Here is a 24742-nt window from a genome sequence, read left to right on the forward strand (position 1 = left end):
GCCCCGCCCATTCGCAGGGCACCGAGTAGCGGTTGCGCGCCACCGTCACCAGGCAGGTGCTGCTCACCTTGGCCGGGTTCTCAACATAGCCATCAAAGGCCACCGGCATCGGCATCAGGTGGCTTTGCTCCAGCTCCAGCATCTCGGCGATGCTGAACGCTTTGTGCTGCGGGTGGCGCAGCTCTCGCCACAGAGCCCGGCAGCGCTCGCCCAGCCACGCATTGAGCTCGGTAAAGCTGCCAAAGCGCCGTTGCCCCGCCTCCACCCAGATGCGACGGCGGCTGTCTTGCACATCCTTCTCCACGCGCCCCTTCTCCCAGCCGCTGGCACGGTTGCAAAAATCAGGGTCGAACAGATAGTGCGCGCACATGGCTGCAAAGCGCGCATTGACCACGCGGCCTTTGCCCTTCTTGACTTTGTCGACCGCCGTCTTCATGTTGTCGTAGATGCCACGGCGTGCCACGCCACCCAGCGCTGCAAAGCTGCGGGTGTGCGCATCGAACAGCATCTCGTGGCCTTGGCTGGGGTAGGCCACCAGCCAGAAGGCCCCACTGGCACACAGCTTCATGTGCGAGACCTGCATGCGGTAGTACACCCCGCCCACCAGCAAGCCGTCTTCGCTCCAGTCGAACTGGAAGGCCTCGCCAAGCTCGAAAGTCAATGGCACGAAGGCCTTGCAGGCCGCCTGTTGGCCTTCACCTTGGCGCCACTTGCGGATGAAGTCCGTCACCCGCGTGTAGCCACCTTCGTAGCCCGCTGCCTTGATCTGCGTGAACAAGGCCTTGGCCGTGCGCCGCTCCTTCTTGGGCCGCTTGGCATCGGCCTTCAAGGCTTGCTTGAGCTCCGCCTCGTGCGCCGACAGCTTGGTCGCCTTCGCCGCCTCCCGGCGGTACTTGGGCTCGACCGGCTGCGCCTCGTCCAGCCACTTGGCCACCGTGTTGCGCGACAGGCCCGTGGCCCTCGATATCTCCCGCTTCGTCTTCTTGTCCCGGCGGTGCATCCGCCGTATCTTGCCAATCATGTCCATGGTGATCACCCTCTTCATTCCCTTGCTGCACAAAACAGCAGGGTAGGTAAAACACCTGGCTCAGTTTTAGGTCGGCATCACACCAAAAAGTGGCTCAGTTTTCGGTCGGCGTCAACAGGCAAAGACCTCCAGCGATGACATCCGTCCTTTATGCACGTTTTTCGTGGATGTAGGCAACATTGCCGACCAAGCAGGCGTCCAGGAAGTTACTCCACGCCTGCATCATTTTCGCGCGTGGTTGCAAATACATTGCGTGGTTGTATGTGGCACTGACTTGGTTGCGCTCTTGGTGAGCCAGCTGAAGCTCAATGTGCTCGTGCGGCCAGCCCTGCTCGTGCAGGAGGGTGGATGCGATGCCCCGGAAACCATGGCCGGTCATGCGTCCTGCGTAGCCCATGCGGTCCAGTGCGCCGAGGATCGTGTTGTTGCTCATCGACTTTTGATGGTCTCGCTCGCCGGGAAAGAGCAGGGGACTGCGACCGGTTAGGGTGTGTAGGCTTCGCAGCAGGGTCACCGCCTGGGTGGAGAGTGGAACCACGTGCGGCGTCTTCATTTTCATGCGCGAAGCCGGGATATCCCAGCGTCCGCCGTCTAGGTCAAATTCATCCCAGCGCGCGCCGATCAGTTCGCTGGTTCGCACGAAGGTCATGGACATGAGCTTGATGGCAACTCGGGTGACGGTGCTGCCGTTGTAGACCTCAATCTTGCGCAACAACTCAGGCAGTTCCTTGCTGTCCAACCGCGCGTAGTTCTGCTTCTTGCGCGAGGCCAGTACATCGCTCGGGCGAATCTCAACGGCCGGGTTGCGTTTGGCCACGCCGTGTGCGATGGCGTAGCGAAAAATCTGTGAGCAGGTTTGGAGCGCTCGTTTGGCAATGTCGAGCGCCCCGCGTTTTTCGATGGCCTTCATCATGGCTACCAGCTCAGGAGCTTCGATTTCCGCAATGGGGCGTAATCCGATCGCTGGAAACACATCTGCCTCCAGACGACGCCATACGTAGACCGTGTGGCTGTCGCTGCGTGCGGCCTTCCAGCTCTCCCACCATTTCTTCGCCACGGCGGTAAAGGTGTCCTCTACAGCTAGGCGGCGGGCGATCTTGTCGGACTTGCGGGCAGCCATCGGGTCAACACCAGTTGCCAGAAGCTTTCTGGCCAAGTCCGCTTTGTCTCGGGCTTGCGCGAGGGAAACATCAGGGTAGACGCCCAAGGCCATGAGCTTTTGTTTGCCGTCGAAGCGATAGGCCCAGCGCCACAACTTTGAACCTAACGGCGTTACGTGCAACTGCAAGCCGCGGCCATCGGTCAACTTGAAGGCCGACTCCCGTGCTTTGCTGGACTTGATGGCAATGTCGGTCAAGGCCATGCTTACCCCCGTTGGTAGAGGAAATACCAACACGGCACCTCCTACGTACCACCAACGATACCAACAGAATCCCTTGGATGGCAAGAACCCTTGCGGGACGTCCAGAAACAAAAAAGCCCCGGAACACTAGGTAGACCGGGGCTTTCAGGGTGTCTTGCGAGACGTCTTGGAACGCTCTGGGACTCATTTTTGGCGGAGAGGGCGGGATTCGAACCCGCGGTGGGGATTAGCCCACACACGCTTTCCAGGCGTGCGACTTAAACCGCTCATCCACCTCTCCGAAGCCCACGATTATAGCCACAGGTCAGGGTGTGTTGGGGTTCGCGGCCTGGCTTGCCCCAAAAAAACCGGCTTCAGCTGGCCTTCTGGGTCTGAACCATCTTCATGGCAGAGCCAATCAGTGCCGACACCTCGGTCATGTTGCTGGGAACGATGAGGGTGGTGGTGGCGTCGGTGGCCACCTTGCCATAGGCTTCCACGGCTTTTTCGGCCACCTTGAGTTGCACGGCCTGCTCGCCGCCGGGCTGGCGGATGGCGGCGGCCACGCGTTCGATGGCTTCGGCATTGGCTTCGGCCACGGCCTTGATCGATGCGGCTTCGCCCTGTGCCTTGTTGATGACGGCCTGCTTTTCACCCTCGGAGCGGGCAATGAAGGCCTCGCGCTCGCCGGTGGCGATGTTGATCTGTTCCTGGCGCCGGCCTTCCGAGGCGGCGATCAGGGCGCGCTTTTCGCGTTCGGCGGTGATCTGGGCCTGCATGGCGTGCAGGATTTCCTTCGGGGGCGTGAGGTCCTTGATTTCGTAGCGCAGCACCTTCACGCCCCAGTTCAGCGCGGCCTCGTCGATGGCCTGCACCACCTGGGCGTTGATGATGTCGCGTTCTTCAAAGGTCTTGTCGAGTTCGAGCTTGCCGATCACGCTGCGCAGCGAGGTCTGGGCCAGCTGGGTGACGGCCATGATGTAGTTGCTCGATCCATAGCTGGCGCGCATGGGGTCGGTGACCTGGAAGTACAGGATGCCGTCCACCTGCAGCTGCGTGTTGTCGCGGGTGATGCAGATCTGGCTGGGCACATCGAGCGGGATTTCTTTCAGGCTGTGCTTGTAGGCCACCTTGTCCACAAACGGCACCAGAAAGTTCAGGCCCGGCGTGAGCGTGCCGGCATATTTGCCCAGCCGCTCTTTCACCCAGGCGTTTTGCTGGGGCACGACCTTGACGGAGCGCGCAATGAAGACGACGGCGATGGCGAAGAGGATGAGGGCGATTTCCATGGGGGCCTTTCCGGGCGTTGGGTATGGGCGGTGATTTCAGAGCGGGTCGACCAGCAGGCGGCTGCCCACCAGTTCGGCCACGCGGTGCATGCCGGTGGAGGGTGTGACGCCGGGGCGATGAATGGCGGTCCACTGGGTGCCGCGGTATTTCACGCTGGCCGTGCCATCGGCACTCCAGCTGTCGATCATGACGGTTTCGCCCACATCCAGGTTCACGCTGCGATCGGCGCGGGCAGAAGGGTCGCCAGGGCGTTTCTTCTTGAACTGGTGCCATGCCACCACCGCACCGCCGCCCACCACCGCGGCCGTGATGATCTGCGCGGCCAGCGGCAGGCCCAGGTGCGCGGCTAGCGCTGCGGCTGCCAGCCCCACCGCCAGCATCAGCAGATAGAAAGTGCCGGTCAGCAGCTCGGTCACCACCGCCACGCCTGCCAACAGCCACCAGATAGTGGATTCCTCCATGCGGACTCCTTGTTCGTCTTTAGTGCACCACATTCTGGGTCAAAAGAATGGCACTTCAAAGGCGCGTCATGCTTATTCCTTACACTTCGCGCCTGTTTCGTTTTTTGGCCGGGCATGGCACGGTTGCACGGAGGCTGCACATGAAGTTTCGCTTTCCCATCATCATCATCGATGAGGACTATCGTTCCGAGAACACTTCGGGCCTGGGCATCCGCGCCCTGGCGCAGGCCATCGAGGCCGAGGGCTTCGAGGTGGTCGGGGTCACCAGCTATGGCGATCTGAGCCAGTTCGCCCAGCAGCAAAGCCGCGCCAGCGCCTTCATCCTGTCGATTGACGATGAAGAGTTCACCGCGAACGAGGGGCTCGATCCCATCGTGCTGAGCCTGCGCAACTTCATTGGCGAAGTGCGGCGCAAGAACGCCGAGGTGCCGATCTATGTGCACGGCGAGACCAAGACCAGCCGCCACCTGCCCAACGACATCCTGCGCGAGCTGCATGGCTTCATCCACATGTTCGAGGACACCCCCGAGTTTGTGGCCAAGCACATCATCCGCGAGGCCAAGAGCTACCTGGAAGGCGTGCAGCCGCCGTTCTTCAAGGCACTGCTCGACTACGCCGAAGACGGCTCGTACAGCTGGCACTGCCCCGGCCACTCGGGTGGCGTGGCGTTTTTGAAGAGCCCGGTGGGCCAGATGTACCACCAGTTCTACGGCGAGAACATGCTGCGCGCCGACGTGTGCAATGCGGTGGAAGAGCTGGGCCAGCTGCTGGACCACAACGGCGCCATTGGCGAATCGGAGCGCAATGCCGCGCGCATCTTCAATGCCGACCACTGCTTTTTCGTGACCAACGGCACGTCCACGTCCAACAAGATGGTGTGGCACCACACGGTGGCGCCGGGCGACGTGGTGGTGGTGGACCGCAACTGCCACAAGTCCATCCTGCACAGCATCATCATGACCGGCGCGGTGCCCGTGTTCATGAAGCCCACGCGCAACCACTTCGGCATCATCGGGCCCATTCCGCAAAGCGAGTTCGAGCCTGCGGCCATCCAGGCCAAGATCCGCGCCAACCCCCTGCTCAAAGGCGTCGATCCGAAGAAGGTCAAGCCCCGCGTGCTCACGCTCACGCAGTCCACCTACGACGGCGTGCTCTACAACACCGAGACCATCAAGGGCATGCTCGATGGCTACGTGGACAACCTGCACTTCGACGAAGCCTGGCTGCCGCACGCGGCCTTCCATCCGTTCTATGGCAGCTACCACGCCATGGGCAAGAAGCGCATGCGCCCCAAGCATTCGGTGACGTACGCCACGCAGTCCATCCACAAGCTGCTGGCCGGCATCAGCCAGGCCAGCCATGTGCTGGTGCAGGACTCGCAGACCACCAAGCTCGACCGCCACCTGTTCAACGAGGCCTACCTGATGCACACCAGCACCAGCCCTCAGTACAGCATCATCGCCAGCTGCGACGTGGCCGCCGCGATGATGGAGCCGCCCGGCGGCACCGCGCTGGTGGAAGAAAGCATCCTTGAAGCCCTCGACTTCCGCCGCGCCATGCGCCAGGTGGAGGAAGAGTTTGGCAAGAACGACTGGTGGTTCAAGGTCTGGGGGCCGGAAAAGCTGGTGGACGAAGGCATTGGTCGGGCCGAGGACTGGATCATCCGCAGCGACAGCAAGAGCAAGAAGAACGGCAGCAAATGGCACGGCTTCGGCCAGCTGGCCGACGGCTTCAACATGCTCGACCCGATCAAGTCCACCATCGTCACGCCGGGCCTGAGCCTGGACGGCAAGTTCGACAAGACCGGCATTCCGGCGTCCATCGTCACCAAGTACCTGGCCGAGCACGGCGTGGTGGTCGAGAAGACGGGCCTGTACAGCTTCTTCATCATGTTCACCATCGGCATCACCAAGGGCCGCTGGAACACGCTGCTCACGGCGCTGCAGCAGTTCAAGGACGACTACGAGAAGAACCAGCCCATGTGGCGCATCCTTCCGGAGTTCTGCCAGCAGCACAAGCGCTACGAGCGCATGGGCCTCAAGGACCTGTGCCAGCATGTGCACGAGATGTATGCCAAGTACGACATCGCGCGTCTGACGACCGAGATGTATTTGTCGGACCTCACGCCGGCCATGAAACCCAGCGACGCGTTTGCGCACATTGCGCACCGCACCACCGAGCGCGTGGAGATCGACCACCTCGAAGGCCGCATCACCGTGGGCCTGGTCACGCCGTACCCGCCGGGCATCCCGCTGCTGATTCCGGGCGAGGTGTTCAACAAGAAGATCGTGGACTACCTCAAGTTCGCCCGCGAATTCGCCAAGCTGTGCCCGGGCTTCGAGACGGATATCCACGGCCTGGTCGAGGTGGAGGATGAAAGCGGCCAGGTGCGTTATTACGCCGACTGCGTGGCCGAAAAATTCGCCAGACAACCCAAGCCGCTGACCACTTCCGACAACCTGGTTCAGAAGGGCGACGATGGCCCTTACGGCCGCAATGTGTGACGGCTCCAGCGGCCGTTGCGGTCGCTGGATTTTTGGTTGAATTGGCTGCCAGCCGCTCGCCCGTTCAACCCGTTCAATTCACCTTGCCGGCATGTCCTCGCGCACCCGCACAAAGCTGGCAAAGCGCGGCAGGCCGCCGTCGTGGGTGCCGCGAAAGCGGTAGGTCACCCAACTGCCCGCGGGCGGCGGGTTTTCGCGGTCGGCATCGCTGAACCCCGCCCCCAGCCGGAAACGCTGGCCGGTGGGCATTTCGACCAGCAGCGCACCCATGCGCCCGGCGTGTTTGCCCTGGCCGGGCAGGTGGGCCACCACGCGGGCCTCGGTGTCCTCGTGCGTCTTGAGCTTGATGAGATCGTCGCTGCGGCCTGCGCGGTACAGCGATGCGCCCCGGTGCAGCATCAACCCCTCGCCACCGGCGCGCACGGTGCGCGCCAGCAGCGCCTGCAGGGCCGCGTCGCTGGCCACGCGCCGTTGTGGCACGGCCTGCACCCAGGGCTGGCCCAGGTGCTCGACGAGGGCGGCCAGGGCCGGTAGGCGCTGGTCGAACGTGCCGCCGTGCGCGGGCAGGTCAAACACCATGAAACGCATCTGGCGCCAGGCCGTGTCGTCGGCTTGTTGCTGGCGCGCGGTGGACTGGGCGTGGCTGAATCGTGCGCGCCCGGCCCACAGCTCGCCGTCCATCGGCACCTCGGGCCAGCCAGCGGTGAACCAGGCAGGGGCCTGCACCGTCTCGCCGCCCCGGGTGCGCAGCGTGCGGCCATCCCAGAAGCCGCGCACGCCGTCGTATTTCTCGCTCACCCAGTAATCCTGCAGCGCAAGGCCGGGGCGATAGACCTGGGCCAGCAGCAGGGCGGGTGCGTCTGCGGCCAGCGCGGGCAGGGCAGGAAGGGCGGCAAGCGCCAGCAGGGCGAGGCAGCTTCTGCGGTGCATGGTGCGATTGATCATCTGGCTGCTGGGGCTGTATCTGTAAGCGCCAGCCGCCGATTTGACCAAGAATCCCGGCGGGCGGTATTCAGACCTGGTCGGCACTCAGGCCTGCCGTCTGGCTGAAGCCGCCGTCCACATAGCTGATCTCGGCCGTCATGCCGCTGGCCAGGTCGGACAGCAGGAAGGCCGCCACGTTGCCCACGTCCTCGATCGTCACGTTGCGGCGCAGGGGCGCGGCGTCGGCCACGCGGCCCAGCAGCTTGCCGAAGTCCTTGATGCCGCTGGCCGCCAGGGTCTTGATGGGGCCGGCGGAGACGCCGTTGACGCGGATGCTGCGGCCGTCTTCGGTGCGGCCCACGGCCTCGGCCAGGTAGCGCACGCTGGCCTCCAGGCTGGCCTTGGCCAGGCCCATGGTGTTGTAGTTGGGAATGCTGCGCAGCGCGCCCAGGTAGCTCAGCGTGAGCAGCGAGGACTTGTCGTTCAGGTAGGGCAGGGCGGCCTTGGCCATGGCCGGGAAGCTGTAGGCGCTGATGTCGTGCGCAATGCGAAAGCCTTCGCGCGAGAGGCCTTCGAGGAAGTTGCCGGCAATCGCCTCGCGCGGCGCAAAGCCGATGCTGTGCACGAAGCCGTCGAATTGGGGCCATGCCTGGGCCAGGTCGGCGAACATGCGATCGATCTGCTCGTCGCTGCCCACGTCGCAATCAAAGATCAGCTTGGAGTCGAACTCGGCGGCAAAGTCGGTGATGCGGTCCTTGAAGCGCTCGCCCACGTAGCTGAAGGCCAGCTCGGCGCCCTGTGCGTGGCAGGCCTTGGCGATGCCGTAAGCGATGGAGCGGTTGGACAGCACGCCCGTGATGAGCAGTTTCTTGCCGGTCAGAAAACCCATGGTTTTTCTCCTGTGGAATGCGATGTGGGGGTGGACGGCGTGGTTACTGGGGTCGGCCCCGCAGTTTGCGCAAAGGCCCCGCCGACGTAGGGCAGAATTGTCTCATGCGGTTTTGGTTGATTTTTTCGATGTGCTTGTGTGCGGCGCCAGCCTGGGCTGCGCATGCCTATGCGCTGTGGGGCGCGCCGCGCTACCCGGCCGGGTTCACGCATTTCAGTTACGTGAACCCCGATGCCCCCAAGGGCGGCGAGCTGCGGCTGGTGAGCAACCTGCGCACCTCCACTTTCGACAAATACAACCCGTTCACCATCAAGGGCAGCGCGCCGGCCTACCTGTCGTCGCTGATGTTCGACTCGCTGCTGGCGGGCTCCATGGACGAAACCGCCACCGGCTACGGCCTGTTGGCCGAGGATGTGGAGGTGGCACCCGACGGGCTTTCGGCCACGTTCCGCCTGCGGCCCGAGGCGCGCTTTCACAACGGCAAGCAGGTGGTGGCGCAGGACGTGAAATACAGCTACGACACCCTGGTGGGCCCCTTCACGTCGCCCGCCTACAAGACCACGCTGATCGATGTGGCGGGGGTCGATGTGCTGGACGAGCGCACGGTGCGCTACCGCTTCAGGCAGCCCAACCGCGAGCTGCCGCTCACCGTGGGCGGCCTGCCGGTGTTCAGCCGCGACTGGGGCGTGGAGAACGGCCAGGCCAAGCCCTTCGACCAGGTGGTGATGGACATTCCCATTGGCAGCGGGCCCTACAAGATCGGCCCGGTGCGCTTCGGCAAGGACATCACCTACGTGCGCGACCCGGGCTACTGGGCCAAGGATTTGAACGTGCGCAGGGGCACGGCCAACTTCGACCGCATCACCGTCAAGATCTACAAGGACGCCACCGCGCGGCTCGAAGCCCTCAAGGCCGGCGAGTTCGACCTGATGCGCTTTTTCAGCGCGGGCGACTGGGCGCGGCGCGTGAATGGCAAGAAGTTCGACACCGGCGAACTGGTCAAGGGCGAATTCGCCCACAAGCTGCCCTCGGGTTTCCAGAGCTATGTGCTCAACACGCGCCGCCCGCTGTTGCAGGATGTGCGCGTGCGCGAGGCCCTGGGCCTGGCGATCGACTACGAGTGGATGAACCGCCAGATGTTCTACGGCGCCTACCAGCGGGTCAACGGCCTGTTTGGCAACACCGCCTGCGAGACCCGCGGCACGCCGTCGCCGCAGGAGCTGGCGTTGATGGAGCCGTTTCGCAAGGACATCCCACCAGCGGCTTTTGGCCCCATGACCGTGCCACCGCGCACCGACGGGGATTCGTCGCTGCGCGCCAACCTGCGCCGCGCGCAGCAGCTGCTGAAAGAAGCGGGCTGGGAGGTGCGCGAGGGGGCCCTGCGCAATGCCCAGGGGCAGGCCATGGTGCTGGAATACATGGACAGCAACGAGGGCGGCGTGCGCACCGTCACGCCCTGGATGCGCAGCCTCGAAAAGCTGGGTATCACGCTGCGTTTCCGCTCGGTGGACTTTGCGCTGTACCAGCAGCGCCTGCAGAAGTTTGACTTCGACATCACCTCCATGGCCTTTCAGGGCACGCACAACCCGGGCCAGGAGTTTGCCGACCTGTTCGGCAGCAAGGCCGCCGATACCGAGGATTCGGGCAACTTCGCCGGCGTGAAGAACCCGGCGGTGGACGCCATGATCAAGGCCATGACCGCGGCCAGGACCGCGGCGCAGCTGCTGCCCGCCTGCCATGCCCTGGAGCGCATCCTCGCGCACAGCCACTACCTGCTACCCCAGTGGACGGCGCCCACCCACCGCATGGCCTACAACGGCTGGCGCCTGGCCAGACCCGCCACGGTGCCGCCCTACACCAGCGGCGAGGGCTGGGTCATCGACACCTGGTGGGCACGCAAATGATGCCCCCACGCGCCACCGTTGCAGGGGTCGCTGCCCCCCAAGGGGGCTGGCCTTGCTGGGGGCGGCCCGGCGCGGCGGCCGGCCGCCCTGCGACAAGAACCAGGGATTGATTCAATATGTTCGCCTACATCCTCAAGCGTGTCCTGCTCATGCTGCCCACCCTGCTGGGCGTGCTGCTGCTGACCTTTGTGGTGATCCAGTTCGTGCCCGGCGGCCCGGTGGAGCAGTACATGGCCGAGGCCAAGGCTGGCGCGGGTGGTGGTGGTGCCGAAGGCGGCGGCCTGGCCTACCGGGGCGCGCAGGGCGTGGACCCGAAGCGGCTGGAGCAGATCAAGGCGCTGTATGGCTTCGACAAACCCGCGCACGAGCGGTTTTGGCAGATGCTGGGCCAGTTCGCGCGCTTTGACCTGGGCAAGAGCTTCTTCCAGAACAAGGACGTGTGGCAGCTGGTGGTGGAGAAGCTGCCCGTTTCCATCAGCCTGGGGTTGTGGACCTTCTTCATCAGCTACCTTGTGGCCGTCCCCCTGGGTGTGGCCAAGGCGGTGCGCGCGGGTTCGCGCTTTGATCTGGTGACCACGCTGCTCATCCTGGTGGGCTATGCCATTCCGGGCTTCGTGCTGGGCGTGGCGCTGCTGGTCATCTTTGGCGGGCAGTTGCAGTGGTTCCCGCTGCGCGGGCTGACTTCGTCGAACTGGGAGGAGTTGAGCTGGGGCGCGCGCATCGTGGACTACCTGTGGCACATCACCTTGCCCATCACCGCCATGGTGCTGGGCAGCTTTGCCGTCACGGCCATGCTGACCAAGAACGCGTTTCTGGAAGAAATCCGCAAGCAGTATGTGCTGACGGCGCGCGCCAAGGGCCTGAGCGAGCGCCAGGTGCTGTGGAAGCATGTGTTCCGCAATGCGCTCATTCCCATCATCACGGGGTTTCCAGCAGCCTTCATCGGCGCGTTCTTCGCGGGCTCGCTGCTGATCGAGACGCTTTTCTCGCTCGACGGCCTGGGCCTCTTGAGCTACGAAAGCGTGATCCGGCGCGACTACCCCGTGGTGCTGGGCACGCTGTATTTGTTCACGCTGATCGGGCTGGTGACCAAGCTGATTTCCGACCTGTGCTACGTGTGGGTGGACCCGCGCGTGAAATTCGATTGATGGCTGATCGAGAGTTGGACATAATAAGTGCCCAACTTGTCCATTTGAGGGGTTCATCATGACCTGGAACATCGCCAGCGCCAAGCAGCAATTTTCTGAAGTGGTGCGCCTGACCGCCGAGGAGCCGCAAGCTATCTACAACCGAGACAAACCTGTCGCCGTGCTGATTTCGGCGCAGGAGTTTGAGGAATTCAAACGATGGAAGGCCGAGCGCCAGCGGCCCACGCTGGCGCAGCAGTTTGACGAAATACGCGCTTTGCTTGCAGCACAGGGATTGGATGGCATCGAGATACCGCCCAGAACCAATCGCCCCAATCCCATGGATGAACCTGGATACTGGGACTGACAGCCATGCAGCTTGCAGACACCAACATCATTAGCGAGCTGATGCGCCGCCAGCCCCACCCAGGCGTTCTGGCGTGGCGCGACACGGTCGATGCTGTGCATGGCAAGCTCACTTTGTCTGTCATCACTATCGATGAAATTTTTTATGGCTTATTGCGCAAACCCCACCCCACCTTAATGGCATGGTTTGACGAGTTCATTGGGCGCAATGAGGTGCTCGACACCACGCCATCCATAGCTCGCCGCGCTGGAGAAATGCGCGGCATGTTCGCCGCACGCGGGCAGGTGCGCAGCCAGGCCGACATGCTGATAGCCGCCACCGCCCAGGTGCACGCGCTCACGGTGGTCACGCGCAATGTGCGCGACTTTGATGGCTGCGGCATTGGGCTGCTCAACCCGTTTACGGCATGAGTCCAGCCAGCCCGTCCTTGTCCCCCTCCCGCCGCGCCTGGCTGCGTTTCAAGCGCAACCGCCTGGGCTACTGGAGCCTGCTGATTTTTTGCGCGCTGGTGCTCGTGAGCCTGTGCGCCGAGCTGGTCAGCAACGACCGGCCGCTCATCGTGCGCTACGAGGGGCAGACCTACTTTCCCATGCTCAAGGACTACCCCGAGAAGACCTTTGGCGGCGACTTCGAGACGCCCACCGACTACCTCGATCCCTTCATCCGCGAGCGCATCACGCAGGGCAGCAACTGGGCGCTCTACACCTTGAACCCCTACGGGCCGAACACGCTCAACTACTTTGCCAAGGCGCCCAACCCCTCGGCGCCCACGCCGGAGAACTGGCTGGGCACCGACGACCGCGGGCGCGACCTGCTGGCGCAGCTGATCTACGGCTTTCGCGTGAGTGTGCTGTTTGCGCTGGCGCTCACCGTCACGGGCGTGGCGCTGGGCGTGATCACCGGCGCCATCCAGGGTTTCTTTGGCGGCAAGACCGATCTGGCGTTTCAGCGCTTCATCGAGATCTGGGGCTCCATGCCCGAGCTGTACCTGCTCATCATCTTCAGTGCCGTGTTCGCGCCCAGCATTTCGCTGCTGTTGATCTTGCTCAGCCTGTTTGGCTGGATGGGGCTGAGCGACTACGTGCGCGCCGAGTTTTTGCGCAACCGCCAGCTTGATTACGTGAAGGCGGCGCGCGCCCTGGGCGTGGGCAATGCGCAGATCATCGGGCGCCACATCCTGCCCAACAGCCTCACGCCCGTGGTCACCTTCCTGCCGTTTCGCATGAGCGCGGCCATCCTGGCGCTGACCTCGCTCGACTTCCTGGGCCTGGGCGTGCCGCCGGGCACGCCCAGCTTGGGCGAGCTGCTGAGCCAGGGCAAGAACAGCATCGATGCCTGGTGGATCTCGCTGTCCACCTTCGGCGTGCTGGTGGTCACGCTGCTGCTGCTGACCTTCATGGGCGATGCGCTGCGCGATGCCTTGGACCCCCGGAAACAATGAACACCCCCCTGAGTCGCTTCGCGCCTTCCCCCCTCTCTCGGCTTCGCCGGGAGGGGAGACGCCGCCAGCGCGGCGGGGCGGCCCTTGCGCGGCGTCCGCTGGCCTGGTGCGTGCCAGTTGCTGACATCCGATCCTGCATCAGCCCGTTGCGAACGACAGCAAAGCCATGATCGCCACACTCCAACCCCAGTCCCCGCCTGCACCGCTGCTGCAGGTGCACGACCTTTCCGTGCGCTTTGGTGCCAAGGAGGTGGTGTGCGGCGTGGGCTTCAGCATCGCGCCGGGCGAGAAGCTGGCGCTGGTGGGCGAGTCGGGCTCGGGCAAGACCATCACCGCTTTGAGCCTGCTGCGCCTGGCGGGTGATGCCAGCATCAGCGGCCAGGCCTTGCTGCGCGGGCGCGACCTGCTCTCCTTGTCGGAACGCGAGATGCGCGGCGTGCGCGGCGGTGACATCGCCATGGTGTTCCAGGAGCCCATGACGGCGCTGAACCCGCTGATGACCATTGGCCAGCAGATTGCCGAGGTTCTGGCGTTGAAAAGGGCTTTGGCGCCCGCCCAGTCTGCGCAGCAAGCGATGGAGTTGCTGGCAAAGACCGGCATCCCCGAGCCCGAACGCCGTGCCAACAGCTTTCCGCACCAGTTGAGCGGCGGCCAGCGCCAGCGCGCCATGATCGCCATGGCCCTGGCCAGCGAGCCCGCGCTGCTGCTGGCCGACGAGCCCACCACGGCGCTCGATGTCACGCTGCGTGGCCAGATCCTGGATTTGCTTTCTGATTTGCAGCGCCAGACCGGCATGGCCGTGCTGCTCATCACGCACGACCTGAACCTGGTGCGCCGCTTTGCCGACCGCGTGGCCGTGATGGAGCAGGGCGTGCTGGTGGAGCAGGGCCGCGTGGCCGATGTGTTTGCTGCCCCGCAGCATGGCTACACCCGCCGCCTCATCGCCAGCCAGCCCCGGCGCGATGTGGTGGAGACCGAACCCGCCGAAGGGATCGCCCCTGTGGTGCAGGCGCAAGACCTGCGCGTGGTTTATCCCACGCCCTTGCCCGGCGTGCGCGGCTGGTTCAAAAAAGGTGAATTCGTCGCCGTGCTGGGGGCCACGCTGCAACTGCTGCCCGGCCGCACGCTGGGCGTGGTGGGCGAATCGGGTTCGGGCAAATCCACGCTGGCGCAGGCTATTTTGGGCCTGCTGCCGCATGGCGGCGAGCTGGCGGTGGCGGGGCAGGGCTGGCAGCAGCCGGCCGCGCGCAACACGCCCGCCAACCAGCAGTTGCGCCGCCAGGTGCAGGTGGTGTTCCAGGACCCGTTCTCCTCGCTCTCGCCGCGCCTCACCGTCGAAGAGATCGTGGGCGAGGGCCTCCAGGTGCACGAGCGCGCGCTGGACATGGCGGCGCGTCGTGCCAGGGTGGAGGCCGCGCTGGCCGAGGTGGGGCTGACCGAGGCGCAGTTCCCCGGCCTGCTGGCGCGCTACCCGCATGAATTTTCCGGCGGCCAGCGCCAGCGCCTGGCCATTGCCCGTGCCCTCATCGTGCAGCCGCGCGTGCTGGTGCTCGACGAACCCACCAGCGCGCTCGATGTCACCATCCAGCAGCAGGTGCTGGGCCTGCTGCAGCGCCTGCAGCGTGACAAGGGCCTGAGCTACCTGCTCATCACGCACGACGTTCAGGTCATCCGCGCCATGGCGCACGACGTGCTGGTGATGAAGGATGGCGAGGTGCTGGAAAGCGGCACGGTGGCCCAGGTGCTGGATGCGCCCCGGCAAGCCTACACCCAGCGCCTGGTGGCAGCGGCCGCAGTGCCGGGCTGACGCACTGCGCGGGCGAGTGCCTGTCGTGCGGCCATTCTGCCTATCGCAGGTAGGAGCGCAGCACGGCGGTCACCTGATCCATGCCTGCGTCGCGTGCCGCATCCGACAGCCCTTGCGCGCCCACATGCTCGCGCAGGTGGCCTTCCAGCACCTGGGCCATCAGGCCATTGACGGCACCGCGGATCGCGGCGATCTGCTGCAGCACGGCGGCGCAGTCGGACTGCGCCAGCAGGGCTTTTTCGAGTGCGCTGGCCTGGCCCTGGATGCGGCGCACGCGTGCCAGCAACTGCTTGTGTCCGGTGATGGTGTGTGCCATGGAATTGGGGGGTGATGGATACTGGGGTGGAGTATATTGCGGGGCAATTTCATCCCCCTCCATTCCATGCCATCCACTGCCACGCCCTCTGACGGGTCCCATTCCCACCACTTCCACCAGGGCAACCCGCTGGCCGAGCGCAACACGCGCTGGGCCGTGGCCCTGACCGTAGCGATGATGGTGGCCGAGATCGCCGGGGGCTGGGTTTTCAACTCCATGGCCTTGCTGGCCGATGGCTGGCACATGAGTTCGCACGCGCTGGCGCTGGGCCTGTCGGCCATGGCCTACGCGGCGGCGCGGCATTACGCGCACGACCGGCGGTTTTCGCTGGGTACCTGGAAGATCGAGGTGCTGGCAGGCTACACGAGCGCGCTGGCACTGGTGCTGGTGGCGGGCGTGATGCTGGTGCAGTCGCTGCAGCGGCTGCTGGCGCCCCAGCCCATCCACTACGACGAGGCCATCGCCATTGGTGTGGTGGGCCTGCTGGTCAACCTGGCCTGCGCCTGGCTGCTGCGCGGTGGCCACCACCACGGACACGATCATGGCCATGGGCATTCCCACGGGCATGGGCATTCGGACCACCACCACGACCTGAACCTGCGCTCGGCCTACCTGCATGTGCTGGCCGATGCCGCCACCTCGGTGCTGGCCATCGTGGCGCTGTTCGGCGGCAAGCTGTGGGGGGCGGACTGGCTGGATCCGGTGATGGGCATCGTGGGCGCGGTGCTGGTGGCCGTGTGGGCCCAGGGCCTGCTGCGGGATACGGGCAAGGTGCTGCTCGATGCCGAGATGGACGCGCCGGTGGTGGCGGAAATCCGCGAGGTCATCGCGGCCAGCCCCGTGCCGGCGCGCATCAGCGACCTGCATGTCTGGCGCGTGGGCCGGGGCGACTACGCGTGCATCCTGTCGCTGGTCACGTCGCCCGGCGTGGCGCCGGAATATTTCAAGCGGCAGCTGCGCGTGCACGAGGAGCTGGTGCACATCACGGTCGAGATCCATGCGCCTGGCGCGGCGGCGCCGGCCTGATTTTCCGCCGTCACTTTCGGCTGTAGCCCCGTGCCGGGGCACAATCCTCTGCAGGGCGCACCTGCGCACCCCCTTCAGAGACCACGGCCATGCAATTCAGCGATCTTGACAGCGATACCGAAGACACCGTGCACACGCCCCAGGAGCGCGCTGCCGCCGCATCGCGCAGCACCTGGGTGAGCGTGGGTGTCAACCTGGTGCTGTCCACCATCCAGATCGTGGTGGGCGTGCTGGCCAAGTCGCAGGGCCTGATCGCCGATGGCATCCACTCGCTGTCCGACCTCGTGGCCGATTTCGTGGTGCTGTTCGCCAGCCACCATGCCAAAAAGGATGCCGACGAGGGCCACCCCTACGGCCACCACCGCTTCGAGACGGCGGCCTCGCTGGTGCTGGGTCTGCTGCTGTTGGCGGTGGGCATGGGCATGGTGTGGTCGGCGGTGCTCAAGCTGGAGAACCCGCAAACGGTGCCGCAGGTGCATAGGGTGGCACTGTGGGTGGCCGGTGCCGCTCTGGTGGGCAAGGAACTGCTGTTTCGCTACATGCTGGCCGTGGCCAAGCGCGTCAAGTCCAGCATGCTGGTGGCCAATGCCTGGCACGCGCGCTCGGATGCGGCCTCGTCGCTGGTGGTGGGCATCGGCATTGCCGGCAACCTGGCCGGCTATCCCATCCTGGACCCGATTGCCGCGCTCATCGTCGGCTTCATGGTGGGCAAGATGGGCTGGGAGTTTGGCTGGGATGCGCTGCACGACCTGATGGACCGTTCGGTGGACGAGCAGGAAGTGCAGGCCATCCGCCAGACGCTGCTCGACACGCCGGGCGTGAGCGGCGTGCACGATGTGCGCACGCGCAAGATGGGCGACATGATCGTGGTCGATGCCCACCTGGAGGTGGACGCAGCGCTCACCGTGGAGGCCGGCCACGACATCGCCGTGCAGGCGCGCCAGCGCGTGCTGCAGCGCCACCGCGTGCTCAACCTCATGACCCATGTGGACCCGTGGCGCCGGCCCGATCTGGACCACGCCGCGCCTTTGGTGCGCGGCAGCGCCGTGGCGCAGTAGGCGTTCTTTGCCGGGGCGCGGGCCGGGCCGGAGTCAGCGTCCGCCAGGTCCGGGCAGCCGGGTCCGCACCAGGCTCCGGCCCGCGCGCCGCACCAGTTCCAGCCAGACCAGGCAAAGCGCCAGCAGGCAAGCGGCCACCGCCACGCCCTGGGCGCCGGGCAAAGCCAATCCCATCAGCGCGCGCAGCCCCGGAATGCCCAGCACCGCGGCCAGCAGCAAGGCCATTGCGGCGGCAATGCGCCACAGCCAGGGGTTTGGCCGGGTGATGCCCAGCAGCGCCGGGCGCGACAGGTCGCGGTTGGCCAGGATCAGCAGCATGACGCACAGCACCAGCGTGCCGAACACCACGGTGCGGCTTTGCGCGCTGCCCCAGCCCTGACCCGCCAGCCAGGACTGCCCGCCCAAGAGCAAGGCCGCCACGCCCAGGCCCTGCAGCACGGAGTAAACCAGTGGGCCCATGGCAAACGGCGAGTCGGAGACGGGGCGGGGCGGCCGCTCCATGGTGTTGCTGTCTTCGGGTTCGGCCTCCAGCACGACCGCGCAGGTGGGGTCTATCAGCAACTGCAGCAGCACGATATGCACCGGCATCAGCAGCGTGGGCCATTTCAGCAGCGTTGGCCCCAGCACCAGCGCGATGATGGGGACGTGGACCGCGAAGGTGAAGCGCATGGCCTTGCGCACGTTGCCGTCGATGCGCCGGCCCTGGCGGATGGCGGCGACGATGCGCGCGAAGCTGTCGTCCAGCAGCACCAGCGCGGCGGCCTCGCGCGCCACGTCGGTGCCGCGCTCGCCCATGGCGATGCCCACGTCGGCAGCCTTGAGCGCGGGGGCGTCGTTCACGCCGTCGCCGGTCATGGCCACCACTTCGCCGCTGGCACGCAGCAGCTGCACCAGGCGCAGCTTGTGCTGGGGCTTGAGGCGCGCGCACAGATCCACATGGCGCAGCCGCTCGGCAAGGGCCGCGTCGTCCAGCGCTTCCAGCTCGGGGCCGGTGAGCACCTGGGGCCGCTCCGACAGGCCCACCTGCTGCGCAATGGCGCGGGCCGTGGCCGGGTGGTCGCCGGTCATCATGATCACGCGCACGCCCGCGCGCCGGCATTCGGCCAGCGCGGCGGGCACTTCGGGGCGGGGCGGGTCGGCCAGCGCCACCAGGCCGAGGAAATCAAAGTCGAAGTCGTGCTGGCTTTGCGGCCAGGGCGGGCTCTGGTCGGGCGCCGGGGGCGGGCCCCGCCAGCGCCCCCGTGCCACGCCCAGCACGCGCAGGCCACGCTCGGCCATGGCTTCGACCTGGCGGCGGATGGCACCCAGCCGCGCGGCATCGAGGTGGCACAGGTCGGCCACGGCCTCGGGCGCACCCTTGGTGGCCAGCAGGTGCAGGTCGGGCTCGTCGCTGGCAAACACCCGTGTCATGGCCAGGATCTCGCCCGAGAGCGCGTATTCGAACTCGGGCTCGCGCCCGTCGTGCACATGCTCGGTGCCTTCGAGCCATTGGTGGCCGAAATGCTGGATGGCCTTTTCCATGGGATCGAACGGATCGCCCGGCGTGGCCAGCATGGCGAATTCGGCCAGCAGGTGGAAATGTTCGGGCATTTCGCTGGCGCCGTCGGCGGGCCTGAAGCGCTGGTCGGCGGTGGCGATTTCGGCCACGGCCATGCGGTTCAGGGTGAGCGTGCCGGTCTTGTCCACGGCCAACACCGTGATGGCGCCCAGCGCCTCGACGGCGGTGACGCGCCGCGTCAGCACCTTCTGGTGCGCAATCCGCCAGGCGCCCAGCGCCAGGAACACGGTGAGGATGACAGGAATCTCCTCGGGGAGGATGGCCATGGCCAGCGCAATGCCCGAGAGCAGGCTGTCGAGCAGCGGCCGGCCGTTCCACCACCAGCCCAGCAGCACCTGCGCCAGGGCCAGGACGAGGGCGGCCGTGCCCAGCGTGCGCACCAGCCGGCGCGAGCCCTGCTGCAGCGCCGAAGGCGGCTCCACTGTTGCTGCGAGATCGGCGCCGATGCGCCCCACGGCGGTGTGGGCGGCGGTGGCACACACCTGGGCCACCCCCACGCCGCGCGTGACCACGGTGCTCGCGAAGAGACTGGGTGTGCCATCTCCTCCCGGTGTTGGTGACGGTGTTTGTTGGGTATCCGGTGCAGCGCCTTGTGCTGCGGGCAGCTTGGCCACCGGCACGGCTTCGCCGGTGAGCAGGGATTCGTCCACTTCGAGCTGGCCGTCGATCAGCAGGGCGTCGGCGGCGATGCGGTCGCCCTCGTGCAGCACCAGCAGGTCGCCGCGCACCACGTCGCGCCCGGCGATGCGCTGCTCCTGGCCGTCGCGGATGACCAGCGTGCGCGGGGCCGACAGGTCCCGCAGCGACTCCAGCGCGCGCTGCGTCTTGCGCTCCTGCGCCAGCGTGATGCCGATGACCACGAACACAAAGCCCAGCAGGAAGAGGGCTTCGCCCCGGTCGCCCAGCGCCAGGTAGATGCCGCCAGCCGCCAGCAGCATGAGGAACATCGGCTCGGTGACCACGTCGCGCACAATGGCCAGCGTGGACTTGGGCGCGCTGCCTGGCAGCAGGTTGGGGCCTTCGGCGGCCAGGCGGTGTGCGGCGTCGGCGGTGCTCAGGCCGGGTTGTGCGGGCGTTGGCCTGGGCGTCGGGATTTCTGGAGCGGGCATGGCTTTGCGCTGGGGCGCATATCAGGGCTTGCGCGCCACCAGCCCCAGCAGGGCAGACGGGCCTTTGTGCTGGGTGCCCTCGCTCAGCACCGCCTCATAGTCGCGCAACTCGATGATCTCCAGGCCGCTGAAGGCCGAGCGGATCATTTCCGGCGTGTACAGGTGCGACAGGATGGGTGGCCCGCCGGTCTTGTATTCCAGTTGCCGGGGCGTGTAGCCCTGCAGCACCAGCACGCCACCGGGCCTGAGCGCTGCCACCATGTGGGCGAACAGGCGCGCGCGCATGGCGGGGTCGGCAAACTGTACAAAGATGGCCACCACGGCGTCGTAGCTGGCGGTGGGCCAGGGCCACTGGTCGCAATCGGCCACGCTGTAGTGCACGGTGACCTGGGCTTGCGCGGCCAGTTGCCGAGCCCGGCCCACGCCCACGTCCGAGATGTCGAAAGCGTCCACCTGCAGGCCCTGGCGCGCCAGCCAGACGCTGTTGCGCCCGTCGCCATCGGCCACGCACAGCACGCGGCCGCCGGGTGCGAGGTGGTGGGCCTGGGTGCGCAGGTAGTCGTTGGGCTCCTGGCCAAACAGGTGGGGGTCGCTTGCGTAGCGCTGGTTCCAGGTGGCAGCGGCGTCGGGGAAGGGTGTTGCGGTCATGGTAGGTGCCTTGTGCAGTCGTGGGCTAGAACATACAGGCCGGGCGCTTGCCGTTGTCGTTCACGGCGATGGTGGGCCGATGGTGCCACAGGCCGTGATGCGGCTGCGCGTGGCCGGAGTTTTTAGGGCAAGAATGGCCTGTAGCGCTTTTTGATAAAGCTCTGAAAGCTATTAAATTGATAGTATTTGATCTGCTCGCCTCGCCACCATGGCCGGCGCCTCGACCGCCTTGCCGGGGCTGATCGAGGACCTGGCCTTCGGGCTGGCTGCCGTGCTGTCGGTGGCGGCCAGGGTGGTGTTTGGGGTGCTTCGGTCTGCCGCAGCCGGGCGCCACTGGGCACCCGTGCACCGCATCTTCCCGCGACAACTTACATTGGAGCCATGGACAAAAAACACACCTTTCACCGCAGCGACCTGGTGCGCATTGCCGTTGACGCCATGAAGGAGCGCGGCCTGGAGCCCGAGTTTCCGCCCCGCGCGCTGCAACAACTGCAAACCATCGCGGCCGCCGGGCAGGATGACGATCCGCGCATCCGCGACCTCAGCGCGCTGCCCTGGTGCTCGATCGACAACGATGACTCGCTCGACCTCGACCAGCTCACGGCCTGCGGTCCCTTGGGCAACGGCGCCGTGAAGATCTTTGTGGCGGTGGCCGATGTGGACGCCCTGGTCCGGAAGAACTCGGCCATCGACCAGCATGCGCACATCAACACCACGTCGGTCTATACCTCGGCGCGGGTGTTTCCGATGCTGCCCGAGCGCCTGTCCACCGACCTGACCTCGCTGAACCCGGGGCAGGAGCGCCTGGCCATCGTGACCGAAATGGTGGTGGATGCCGAGGGTGCGGTCACCCATTCCACTGTGCACCGGGCGCGGGTGCGCAACCACGCCAAGCTGGCCTACGATGCCGTGGCCGCATGGATCGAGGGCGAAGGCGAGCTGCCCGAAGCAGCGCGCGCCGTGCCCGGCATGGACGAGCAGCTGCGCACCCAGGACATGGTGGCCCAGCGCATGCGCGCGCGCCGGCGCCAGCAGGGCTCGCTGGACCTGGAGACCTTCCAGCCGCGGGCCGTGTTCGACGGCGACCGCGTGGTGGACATCCGCCAGCAGGAGCAGAACCGGGCGCGCCAGCTCATCGAAGAGTTCATGATCGCCACCAACACCTGCACGGCGCAGTTTCTGGCGCGGCACGGCGGCAGCGCCTTGCGGCGGGTGGTGCGATCGCCCGAGCGCTGGCTGCGCATCGTGGAAGTGGCCAGCAAATATGGCGAGGCACTGCCCAAGACGCCCGATTCGCGCGCGTTGGAGGGTTTCCTGGCGCGCCAGCGCCAGGCCGATCCGCTGCGCTTTCCCGATCTGTCGCTGGTCATCATCAAGCTGATGGGTTCGGGCGAGTATGTGGTCGAGCACCCCCGGGGCGAGCCCATCGGCCACTTCGGCCTGGCCGTGCGCGACTACACGCATTCCACGGCGCCCAACCGCCGTTACCCCGATCTGGTGAGCCTGCGCATGGTCAAGGCGCTGCTGTCGGGCGAGCACCCGCCCTATGGCCTGGCCGAACTGGCCACGCTGGCCGAGCATTGCACCCACCAGGAAGACGCGGCGCAGAAGGTGGAGCGCAGCGTGCGCAAATCCGAGGCGGCGCTGTTCCTGCAGGGGCTGATCGGCCAGAAGTTTGACGCCATCGTCACGGGCCGCACCGAGAGCGCCACCTGGGTGCGCATCTTCACGCCGCCGGCCGAAGGGCTGCTGATGGCGGGCGATTTCAACCTGGAGGTGGGGCAGAAGATCCGCGTGAAGCTGCTCAGCACCAACGTGGAGCGCGGTTTCATCGATTTCGAGCAGGCGCGCTGAAATTCTGTGCCCACCCGGCGCCAGCGTCCGAGCCCCCAGCAGGAGACTTCACCATGGCCAAGCGATCCTTTCCCCTGTCCAAGGTCTATGGGCTGCTCGAACCCGGCCCGGTGCTGCTGCTGAGCACGGCGCACAAGGGGCGGATCAACGCCATGGCGATGTCCTGGCACACCATGATGGAGTTCGAGCCGCCTCTGGTGGGCTGCGTGGTCAGCAGCCGCGATTTCAGTTTCACGGCCCTCAAAGCCACGCGTGAGTGCGTGCTGAACATCCCCGCCGTGGAGCTTGCGCAGAAGGTGGTGGACTGCGGCAACAGCTCGGGCCGCAGCGTGGACAAGTTCGCGGCGTTCGGCCTGACGCCCGCGCCGGCCTCGCTGGTGGCCGCGCCGCTGATCGCCGAGTGCCATGCCCACCTCGAATGCAAGGTGGTGGATACGCGTTTTGTGAACCGCTACAGCTTCTTTGTGCTGGAGGTGGTTCAGGCCTGGACCGATCCGGCCTGCAAGGACCCGCGCACGCTGCACCACCGGGGCTGGGGCGCCTTCATGGTGGCGGGCGAGACGATCCGGTTGCCGTCCAAAATGAAATAGCCGGGTCCGCCTTTGTCCACCGCGGCCCGCCGCAACACCGGCGCATCCAGCGCAAGGAACATCCATGAACGAACCGTCACCCATTCATCCGTCAACGGTCCCCGGCGCAGCTGCCGAAGCCGATATCCGCACCCGTTTCCGTGGCCTGCGGGCCCACGCCGGTCCGCAAGTGGCCGTCACGGTGCTGCACATCGGCGCCGAACACACGGCCATTGCCACCGGGCAGGGCGACGAGGCTTCCGGCGTGCTGGTGCTGGACATTGGCGCGCACAAGACGGCGCGGCAATTTTTCAAGCGCAGCCCGCCCACGCCGCTGGAGATGGAACACGCCATTGCCACCGTGGAAGACGAGGTGATCCGCGCGGTACCGGTGCTGGCGCCGGGCACTGCCTTGCTGTGCGCCGACGCGCTGGTGCGCGAGGTGGCCCTGCTGGCAGGGCTGGCGCCGGGTGAGTGCATGGTGATGCCGCTCGATGCCATGGAACGCGTGTTCGAGCGCCTGGCCGCCGTGGCCGAAGGGCGCCCGGCCGTGCGCGAGGGTTTGCCGCAAGGCACCGATTTCGCCGCTGCGCTGCTGATCCTGCGCGAGTTCATGCACCACCTGCGGTTTGGGGCGATCACCGTGGTGGCGTGACGACGGCACGGGGTCTTTCGATCCATGGGGTCTGGTGGCCGGGGTAGAGTCGCACGTCCGTATGTGTTCCTTTTGTTTCCGCCAGAGCCTGCCCATGATGAATTGCCCGCGCCGCCCCCTGCGCACCCTGTTGTCGCTACTGTGGGGGGCCACCCTGGGCGCATGTGCCCTCGTTGCCGCGCCAGCCGGCGCTGCGCCCGAAATCCCCGCCACAGATGCCAGCGCCATGGCGCCCCGCGTGCTGGCCTGCACCACCTGCCATGGCAAGCAAGGCCGCGCCACGCAAGACGGCTACTTTCCGCGCATCGCGGGCAAGCCGGAGGGCTACCTCTACAACCAGCTGGTCAATTTCCGGGACGGGCGGCGCAGCTACCCGCAGATGACTTACCTCATCGAGCACCTCACGGACGGCTATCTGCGCGAGATCGCCACCCACTTCGCCGCGCTGGAGGTGCCCTATGCGCCGCCCCCCGCGCCCCAGGCTGCGCCGCAGGTGCTGGAGCGCGGGCGCCTGCTGGTGCAGCAGGGCGATGCGGCGCGCCAGTTGCCTGCCTGCGTGCAGTGCCACGGCCCGGCGCTGACGGGGCTCAGCCCGTCGATTCCCGGCTTGCTGGGCCTGCCGCGCGACTACCTCAACAGCCAGCTCGGGGCCTGGCAAACCGGCCAGCGCCGCGCGCAGGCACCCGATTGCATGGCCGCCATTGCACGCCAGCTGTCGCCCGAGGAGGTGAGTGCCGTATCGGCCTGGCTGGCGGCCCAGCCGGTGCCCGAAGGGGGCAAGCCGGCCGAGCGGCTGGCAGGGGCCATGCCCGTGCGCTGCGGCGGGGTGGATGGTGTGCCGGTGGCGGATGCGGCGGCGCGCTGAA

At 66.2% G+C, this 24742-nt stretch carries 22 protein-coding genes and 1 tRNA gene; 13 read left to right on the forward strand and 10 right to left on the reverse strand.

The window, feature by feature from the left end:
• The 5 genes from istA to K225_RS0116115 form a co-directional block, all read right to left on the reverse strand.
• Window positions 1–1027, reverse strand: a 1027-nt coding sequence (gene istA, locus K225_RS0116095; RefSeq protein WP_026437359.1) for an IS21 family transposase, incomplete at its 3' end; no start/stop codon positions are given.
• Window positions 1028–1175: 148 nt separating this feature from the next.
• On the reverse strand, window positions 1176–2390 hold the full coding sequence (locus K225_RS0116100; protein WP_026437360.1) for an integrase arm-type DNA-binding domain-containing protein: 1215 nt from the start codon (window positions 2388–2390) through the stop codon (window positions 1176–1178).
• Window positions 2391–2580: 190 nt separating this feature from the next.
• A tRNA-Ser gene (locus K225_RS0116105) sits at window positions 2581–2670 on the reverse strand.
• Window positions 2671–2743: 73 nt separating this feature from the next.
• Window positions 2744–3658, reverse strand: a complete 915-nt coding sequence (locus K225_RS0116110; protein ID WP_026437361.1) for an SPFH domain-containing protein — start codon at window positions 3656–3658, stop codon at window positions 2744–2746.
• 36 nt (window positions 3659–3694) lie between these two features.
• Window positions 3695–4120 carry an NfeD family protein gene (locus tag K225_RS0116115; protein ID WP_026437362.1) on the reverse strand — a complete coding sequence of 142 codons (426 nt, stop codon included), beginning with the start codon at window positions 4118–4120 and terminating at the stop codon, window positions 3695–3697.
• A gap of 140 nt (window positions 4121–4260) precedes the next feature.
• Between K225_RS0116115 and K225_RS0116120 the strand changes: the two genes are divergently transcribed.
• Window positions 4261–6624 carry an arginine/lysine/ornithine decarboxylase gene (locus tag K225_RS0116120; RefSeq protein WP_026437363.1) on the forward strand — a complete coding sequence of 788 codons (2364 nt, stop codon included), beginning with the start codon at window positions 4261–4263 and terminating at the stop codon, window positions 6622–6624.
• 78 nt (window positions 6625–6702) lie between these two features.
• Here the strand turns inward: K225_RS0116120 and K225_RS0116125 are convergent, their stop codons facing one another.
• Entirely contained in the window at window positions 6703–7554 is an 852-nt protein-coding gene (locus K225_RS0116125) for a DNA ligase (protein ID WP_026437364.1), read from the reverse strand.
• A gap of 82 nt (window positions 7555–7636) precedes the next feature.
• Complete coding sequence (fabI, locus tag K225_RS0116130) at window positions 7637–8437, reverse strand: enoyl-ACP reductase FabI (RefSeq protein ID WP_026437365.1); 801 nt, start codon at window positions 8435–8437, stop codon at window positions 7637–7639.
• A gap of 104 nt (window positions 8438–8541) precedes the next feature.
• On the opposite strand from fabI, the gene K225_RS0116135 reads away from it, so the two are divergent.
• The 6 genes from K225_RS0116135 to K225_RS0116160 all read left to right on the forward strand — a co-directional run bounded on the left by K225_RS0116135 (window position 8542) and on the right by K225_RS0116160 (window position 15083).
• Window positions 8542–10341 (forward strand): extracellular solute-binding protein, encoded by a 1800-nt coding sequence (locus K225_RS0116135; RefSeq protein ID WP_026437366.1) that lies wholly within the window; start codon window positions 8542–8544, stop codon window positions 10339–10341.
• Window positions 10342–10457: 116 nt separating this feature from the next.
• The gene (locus K225_RS0116140; RefSeq protein WP_026437367.1) at window positions 10458–11489 is read left to right on the forward strand and encodes a microcin C ABC transporter permease YejB; all 1032 of its coding nucleotides are present in this window, start codon (window positions 10458–10460) and stop codon (window positions 11487–11489) included.
• 58 nt (window positions 11490–11547) lie between these two features.
• Window positions 11548–11835 carry a type II toxin-antitoxin system Phd/YefM family antitoxin gene (locus tag K225_RS0116145; protein WP_026437368.1) on the forward strand — a complete coding sequence of 96 codons (288 nt, stop codon included), beginning with the start codon at window positions 11548–11550 and terminating at the stop codon, window positions 11833–11835.
• Window positions 11836–11840: 5 nt separating this feature from the next.
• Window positions 11841–12245, forward strand: a complete 405-nt coding sequence (locus K225_RS21025; protein ID WP_026437369.1) for a type II toxin-antitoxin system VapC family toxin — start codon at window positions 11841–11843, stop codon at window positions 12243–12245.
• Window positions 12242–13276 carry an ABC transporter permease gene (locus tag K225_RS0116155; RefSeq protein ID WP_026437370.1) on the forward strand — a complete coding sequence of 345 codons (1035 nt, stop codon included), beginning with the start codon at window positions 12242–12244 and terminating at the stop codon, window positions 13274–13276. The genes K225_RS21025 and K225_RS0116155 overlap by 4 nt, the downstream gene beginning before the upstream one ends.
• A 166-nt stretch (window positions 13277–13442) precedes the next feature.
• Entirely contained in the window at window positions 13443–15083 is a 1641-nt protein-coding gene (locus K225_RS0116160; RefSeq protein ID WP_034713080.1) for an ABC transporter ATP-binding protein, read from the forward strand.
• Between the two features lie 40 nt (window positions 15084–15123).
• Here K225_RS0116160 and K225_RS0116165 read toward each other — a convergent pair whose 3' ends face one another.
• Window positions 15124–15399 carry a metal/formaldehyde-sensitive transcriptional repressor gene (locus K225_RS0116165; protein ID WP_026437372.1) on the reverse strand — a complete coding sequence of 92 codons (276 nt, stop codon included), beginning with the start codon at window positions 15397–15399 and terminating at the stop codon, window positions 15124–15126.
• A 66-nt stretch (window positions 15400–15465) separates the two neighbouring features.
• On the opposite strand from K225_RS0116165, the gene dmeF reads away from it, so the two are divergent.
• Window positions 15466–16425 (forward strand): CDF family Co(II)/Ni(II) efflux transporter DmeF, encoded by a 960-nt coding sequence (gene dmeF / locus K225_RS0116170; protein WP_026437373.1) that lies wholly within the window; start codon window positions 15466–15468, stop codon window positions 16423–16425.
• Window positions 16426–16514: 89 nt separating this feature from the next.
• The gene (locus K225_RS0116175) at window positions 16515–17483 is read left to right on the forward strand and encodes a cation diffusion facilitator family transporter (protein ID WP_026437374.1); all 969 of its coding nucleotides are present in this window, start codon (window positions 16515–16517) and stop codon (window positions 17481–17483) included.
• Window positions 17484–17516: 33 nt separating this feature from the next.
• On the opposite strand, the gene K225_RS0116180 is transcribed toward K225_RS0116175, so the two are convergent.
• The gene (locus K225_RS0116180) at window positions 17517–20150 is read right to left on the reverse strand and encodes a cation-translocating P-type ATPase (RefSeq protein WP_034713085.1); all 2634 of its coding nucleotides are present in this window, start codon (window positions 20148–20150) and stop codon (window positions 17517–17519) included.
• A gap of 21 nt (window positions 20151–20171) precedes the next feature.
• Complete coding sequence (locus K225_RS0116185) at window positions 20172–20798, reverse strand: class I SAM-dependent methyltransferase (RefSeq protein ID WP_026437376.1); 627 nt, start codon at window positions 20796–20798, stop codon at window positions 20172–20174.
• 381 nt (window positions 20799–21179) lie between these two features.
• Between K225_RS0116185 and K225_RS0116190 the strand changes: the two genes are divergently transcribed.
• The 4 genes from K225_RS0116190 (at window position 21180) to K225_RS0116205 (ending at window position 24741) form a co-directional block, all read left to right on the forward strand.
• Complete coding sequence (locus K225_RS0116190; protein ID WP_026437377.1) at window positions 21180–22652, forward strand: RNB domain-containing ribonuclease; 1473 nt, start codon at window positions 21180–21182, stop codon at window positions 22650–22652.
• 53 nt (window positions 22653–22705) lie between these two features.
• Window positions 22706–23242 (forward strand): flavin reductase family protein, encoded by a 537-nt coding sequence (locus K225_RS0116195; RefSeq protein ID WP_026437378.1) that lies wholly within the window; start codon window positions 22706–22708, stop codon window positions 23240–23242.
• A gap of 64 nt (window positions 23243–23306) precedes the next feature.
• Window positions 23307–23876, forward strand: a complete 570-nt coding sequence (locus K225_RS0116200; protein WP_202900055.1) for a hypothetical protein — start codon at window positions 23307–23309, stop codon at window positions 23874–23876.
• Window positions 23877–23970: 94 nt separating this feature from the next.
• A complete protein-coding gene (locus tag K225_RS0116205) occupies window positions 23971–24741 on the forward strand; it encodes a c-type cytochrome (protein ID WP_026437380.1) in 771 nt (256 codons plus the stop codon).
• The last annotated feature ends 1 nt before the right edge of the window (window position 24742 follow it).

Source organism: Acidovorax sp. JHL-9, from assembly GCF_000426205.1.
Classification (GTDB): domain Bacteria; phylum Pseudomonadota; class Gammaproteobacteria; order Burkholderiales; family Burkholderiaceae_C; genus Acidovorax; species Acidovorax soli.

Bases quoted from the DNA above. Each gene is read 5' to 3' on its own strand.
- K225_RS0116155 (WP_026437370.1), top strand. From the start codon at position 12,242: ATGAGTCCAGCCAGCCCGTCCTTGTCCCCCTCCCGCCGCGCCTGGCTG.
- K225_RS0116140 (WP_026437367.1), top strand. From the start codon at position 10,458: ATGTTCGCCTACATCCTCAAGCGTGTCCTGCTCATGCTGCCCACCCTG.
- K225_RS0116205 (WP_026437380.1), top strand. From the start codon at position 23,971: ATGATGAATTGCCCGCGCCGCCCCCTGCGCACCCTGTTGTCGCTACTG.
- K225_RS0116190 (WP_026437377.1), top strand. From the start codon at position 21,180: ATGGACAAAAAACACACCTTTCACCGCAGCGACCTGGTGCGCATTGCC.
- K225_RS0116195 (WP_026437378.1), top strand. From the start codon at position 22,706: ATGGCCAAGCGATCCTTTCCCCTGTCCAAGGTCTATGGGCTGCTCGAA.
- K225_RS0116125 (WP_026437364.1), bottom strand. From the start codon at position 7,554: ATGCACCGCAGAAGCTGCCTCGCCCTGCTGGCGCTTGCCGCCCTTCCT.
- K225_RS0116100 (WP_026437360.1), bottom strand. From the start codon at position 2,390: ATGGCCTTGACCGACATTGCCATCAAGTCCAGCAAAGCACGGGAGTCG.
- K225_RS0116175 (WP_026437374.1), top strand. From the start codon at position 16,515: ATGCAATTCAGCGATCTTGACAGCGATACCGAAGACACCGTGCACACG.
- K225_RS0116120 (WP_026437363.1), top strand. From the start codon at position 4,261: ATGAAGTTTCGCTTTCCCATCATCATCATCGATGAGGACTATCGTTCC.
- K225_RS0116180 (WP_034713085.1), bottom strand. From the start codon at position 20,150: ATGCCCGCTCCAGAAATCCCGACGCCCAGGCCAACGCCCGCACAACCC.
- K225_RS0116145 (WP_026437368.1), top strand. From the start codon at position 11,548: ATGACCTGGAACATCGCCAGCGCCAAGCAGCAATTTTCTGAAGTGGTG.
- K225_RS0116135 (WP_026437366.1), top strand. From the start codon at position 8,542: ATGCGGTTTTGGTTGATTTTTTCGATGTGCTTGTGTGCGGCGCCAGCC.
- K225_RS0116200 (WP_202900055.1), top strand. From the start codon at position 23,307: ATGAACGAACCGTCACCCATTCATCCGTCAACGGTCCCCGGCGCAGCT.
- K225_RS0116110 (WP_026437361.1), bottom strand. From the start codon at position 3,658: ATGGAAATCGCCCTCATCCTCTTCGCCATCGCCGTCGTCTTCATTGCG.
- K225_RS21025 (WP_026437369.1), top strand. From the start codon at position 11,841: ATGCAGCTTGCAGACACCAACATCATTAGCGAGCTGATGCGCCGCCAG.
- K225_RS0116165 (WP_026437372.1), bottom strand. From the start codon at position 15,399: ATGGCACACACCATCACCGGACACAAGCAGTTGCTGGCACGCGTGCGC.
- fabI (WP_026437365.1), bottom strand. From the start codon at position 8,437: ATGGGTTTTCTGACCGGCAAGAAACTGCTCATCACGGGCGTGCTGTCC.
- K225_RS0116160 (WP_034713080.1), top strand. From the start codon at position 13,443: ATGATCGCCACACTCCAACCCCAGTCCCCGCCTGCACCGCTGCTGCAG.
- dmeF (WP_026437373.1), top strand. From the start codon at position 15,466: ATGCCATCCACTGCCACGCCCTCTGACGGGTCCCATTCCCACCACTTC.
- K225_RS0116115 (WP_026437362.1), bottom strand. From the start codon at position 4,120: ATGGAGGAATCCACTATCTGGTGGCTGTTGGCAGGCGTGGCGGTGGTG.
- K225_RS0116185 (WP_026437376.1), bottom strand. From the start codon at position 20,798: ATGACCGCAACACCCTTCCCCGACGCCGCTGCCACCTGGAACCAGCGC.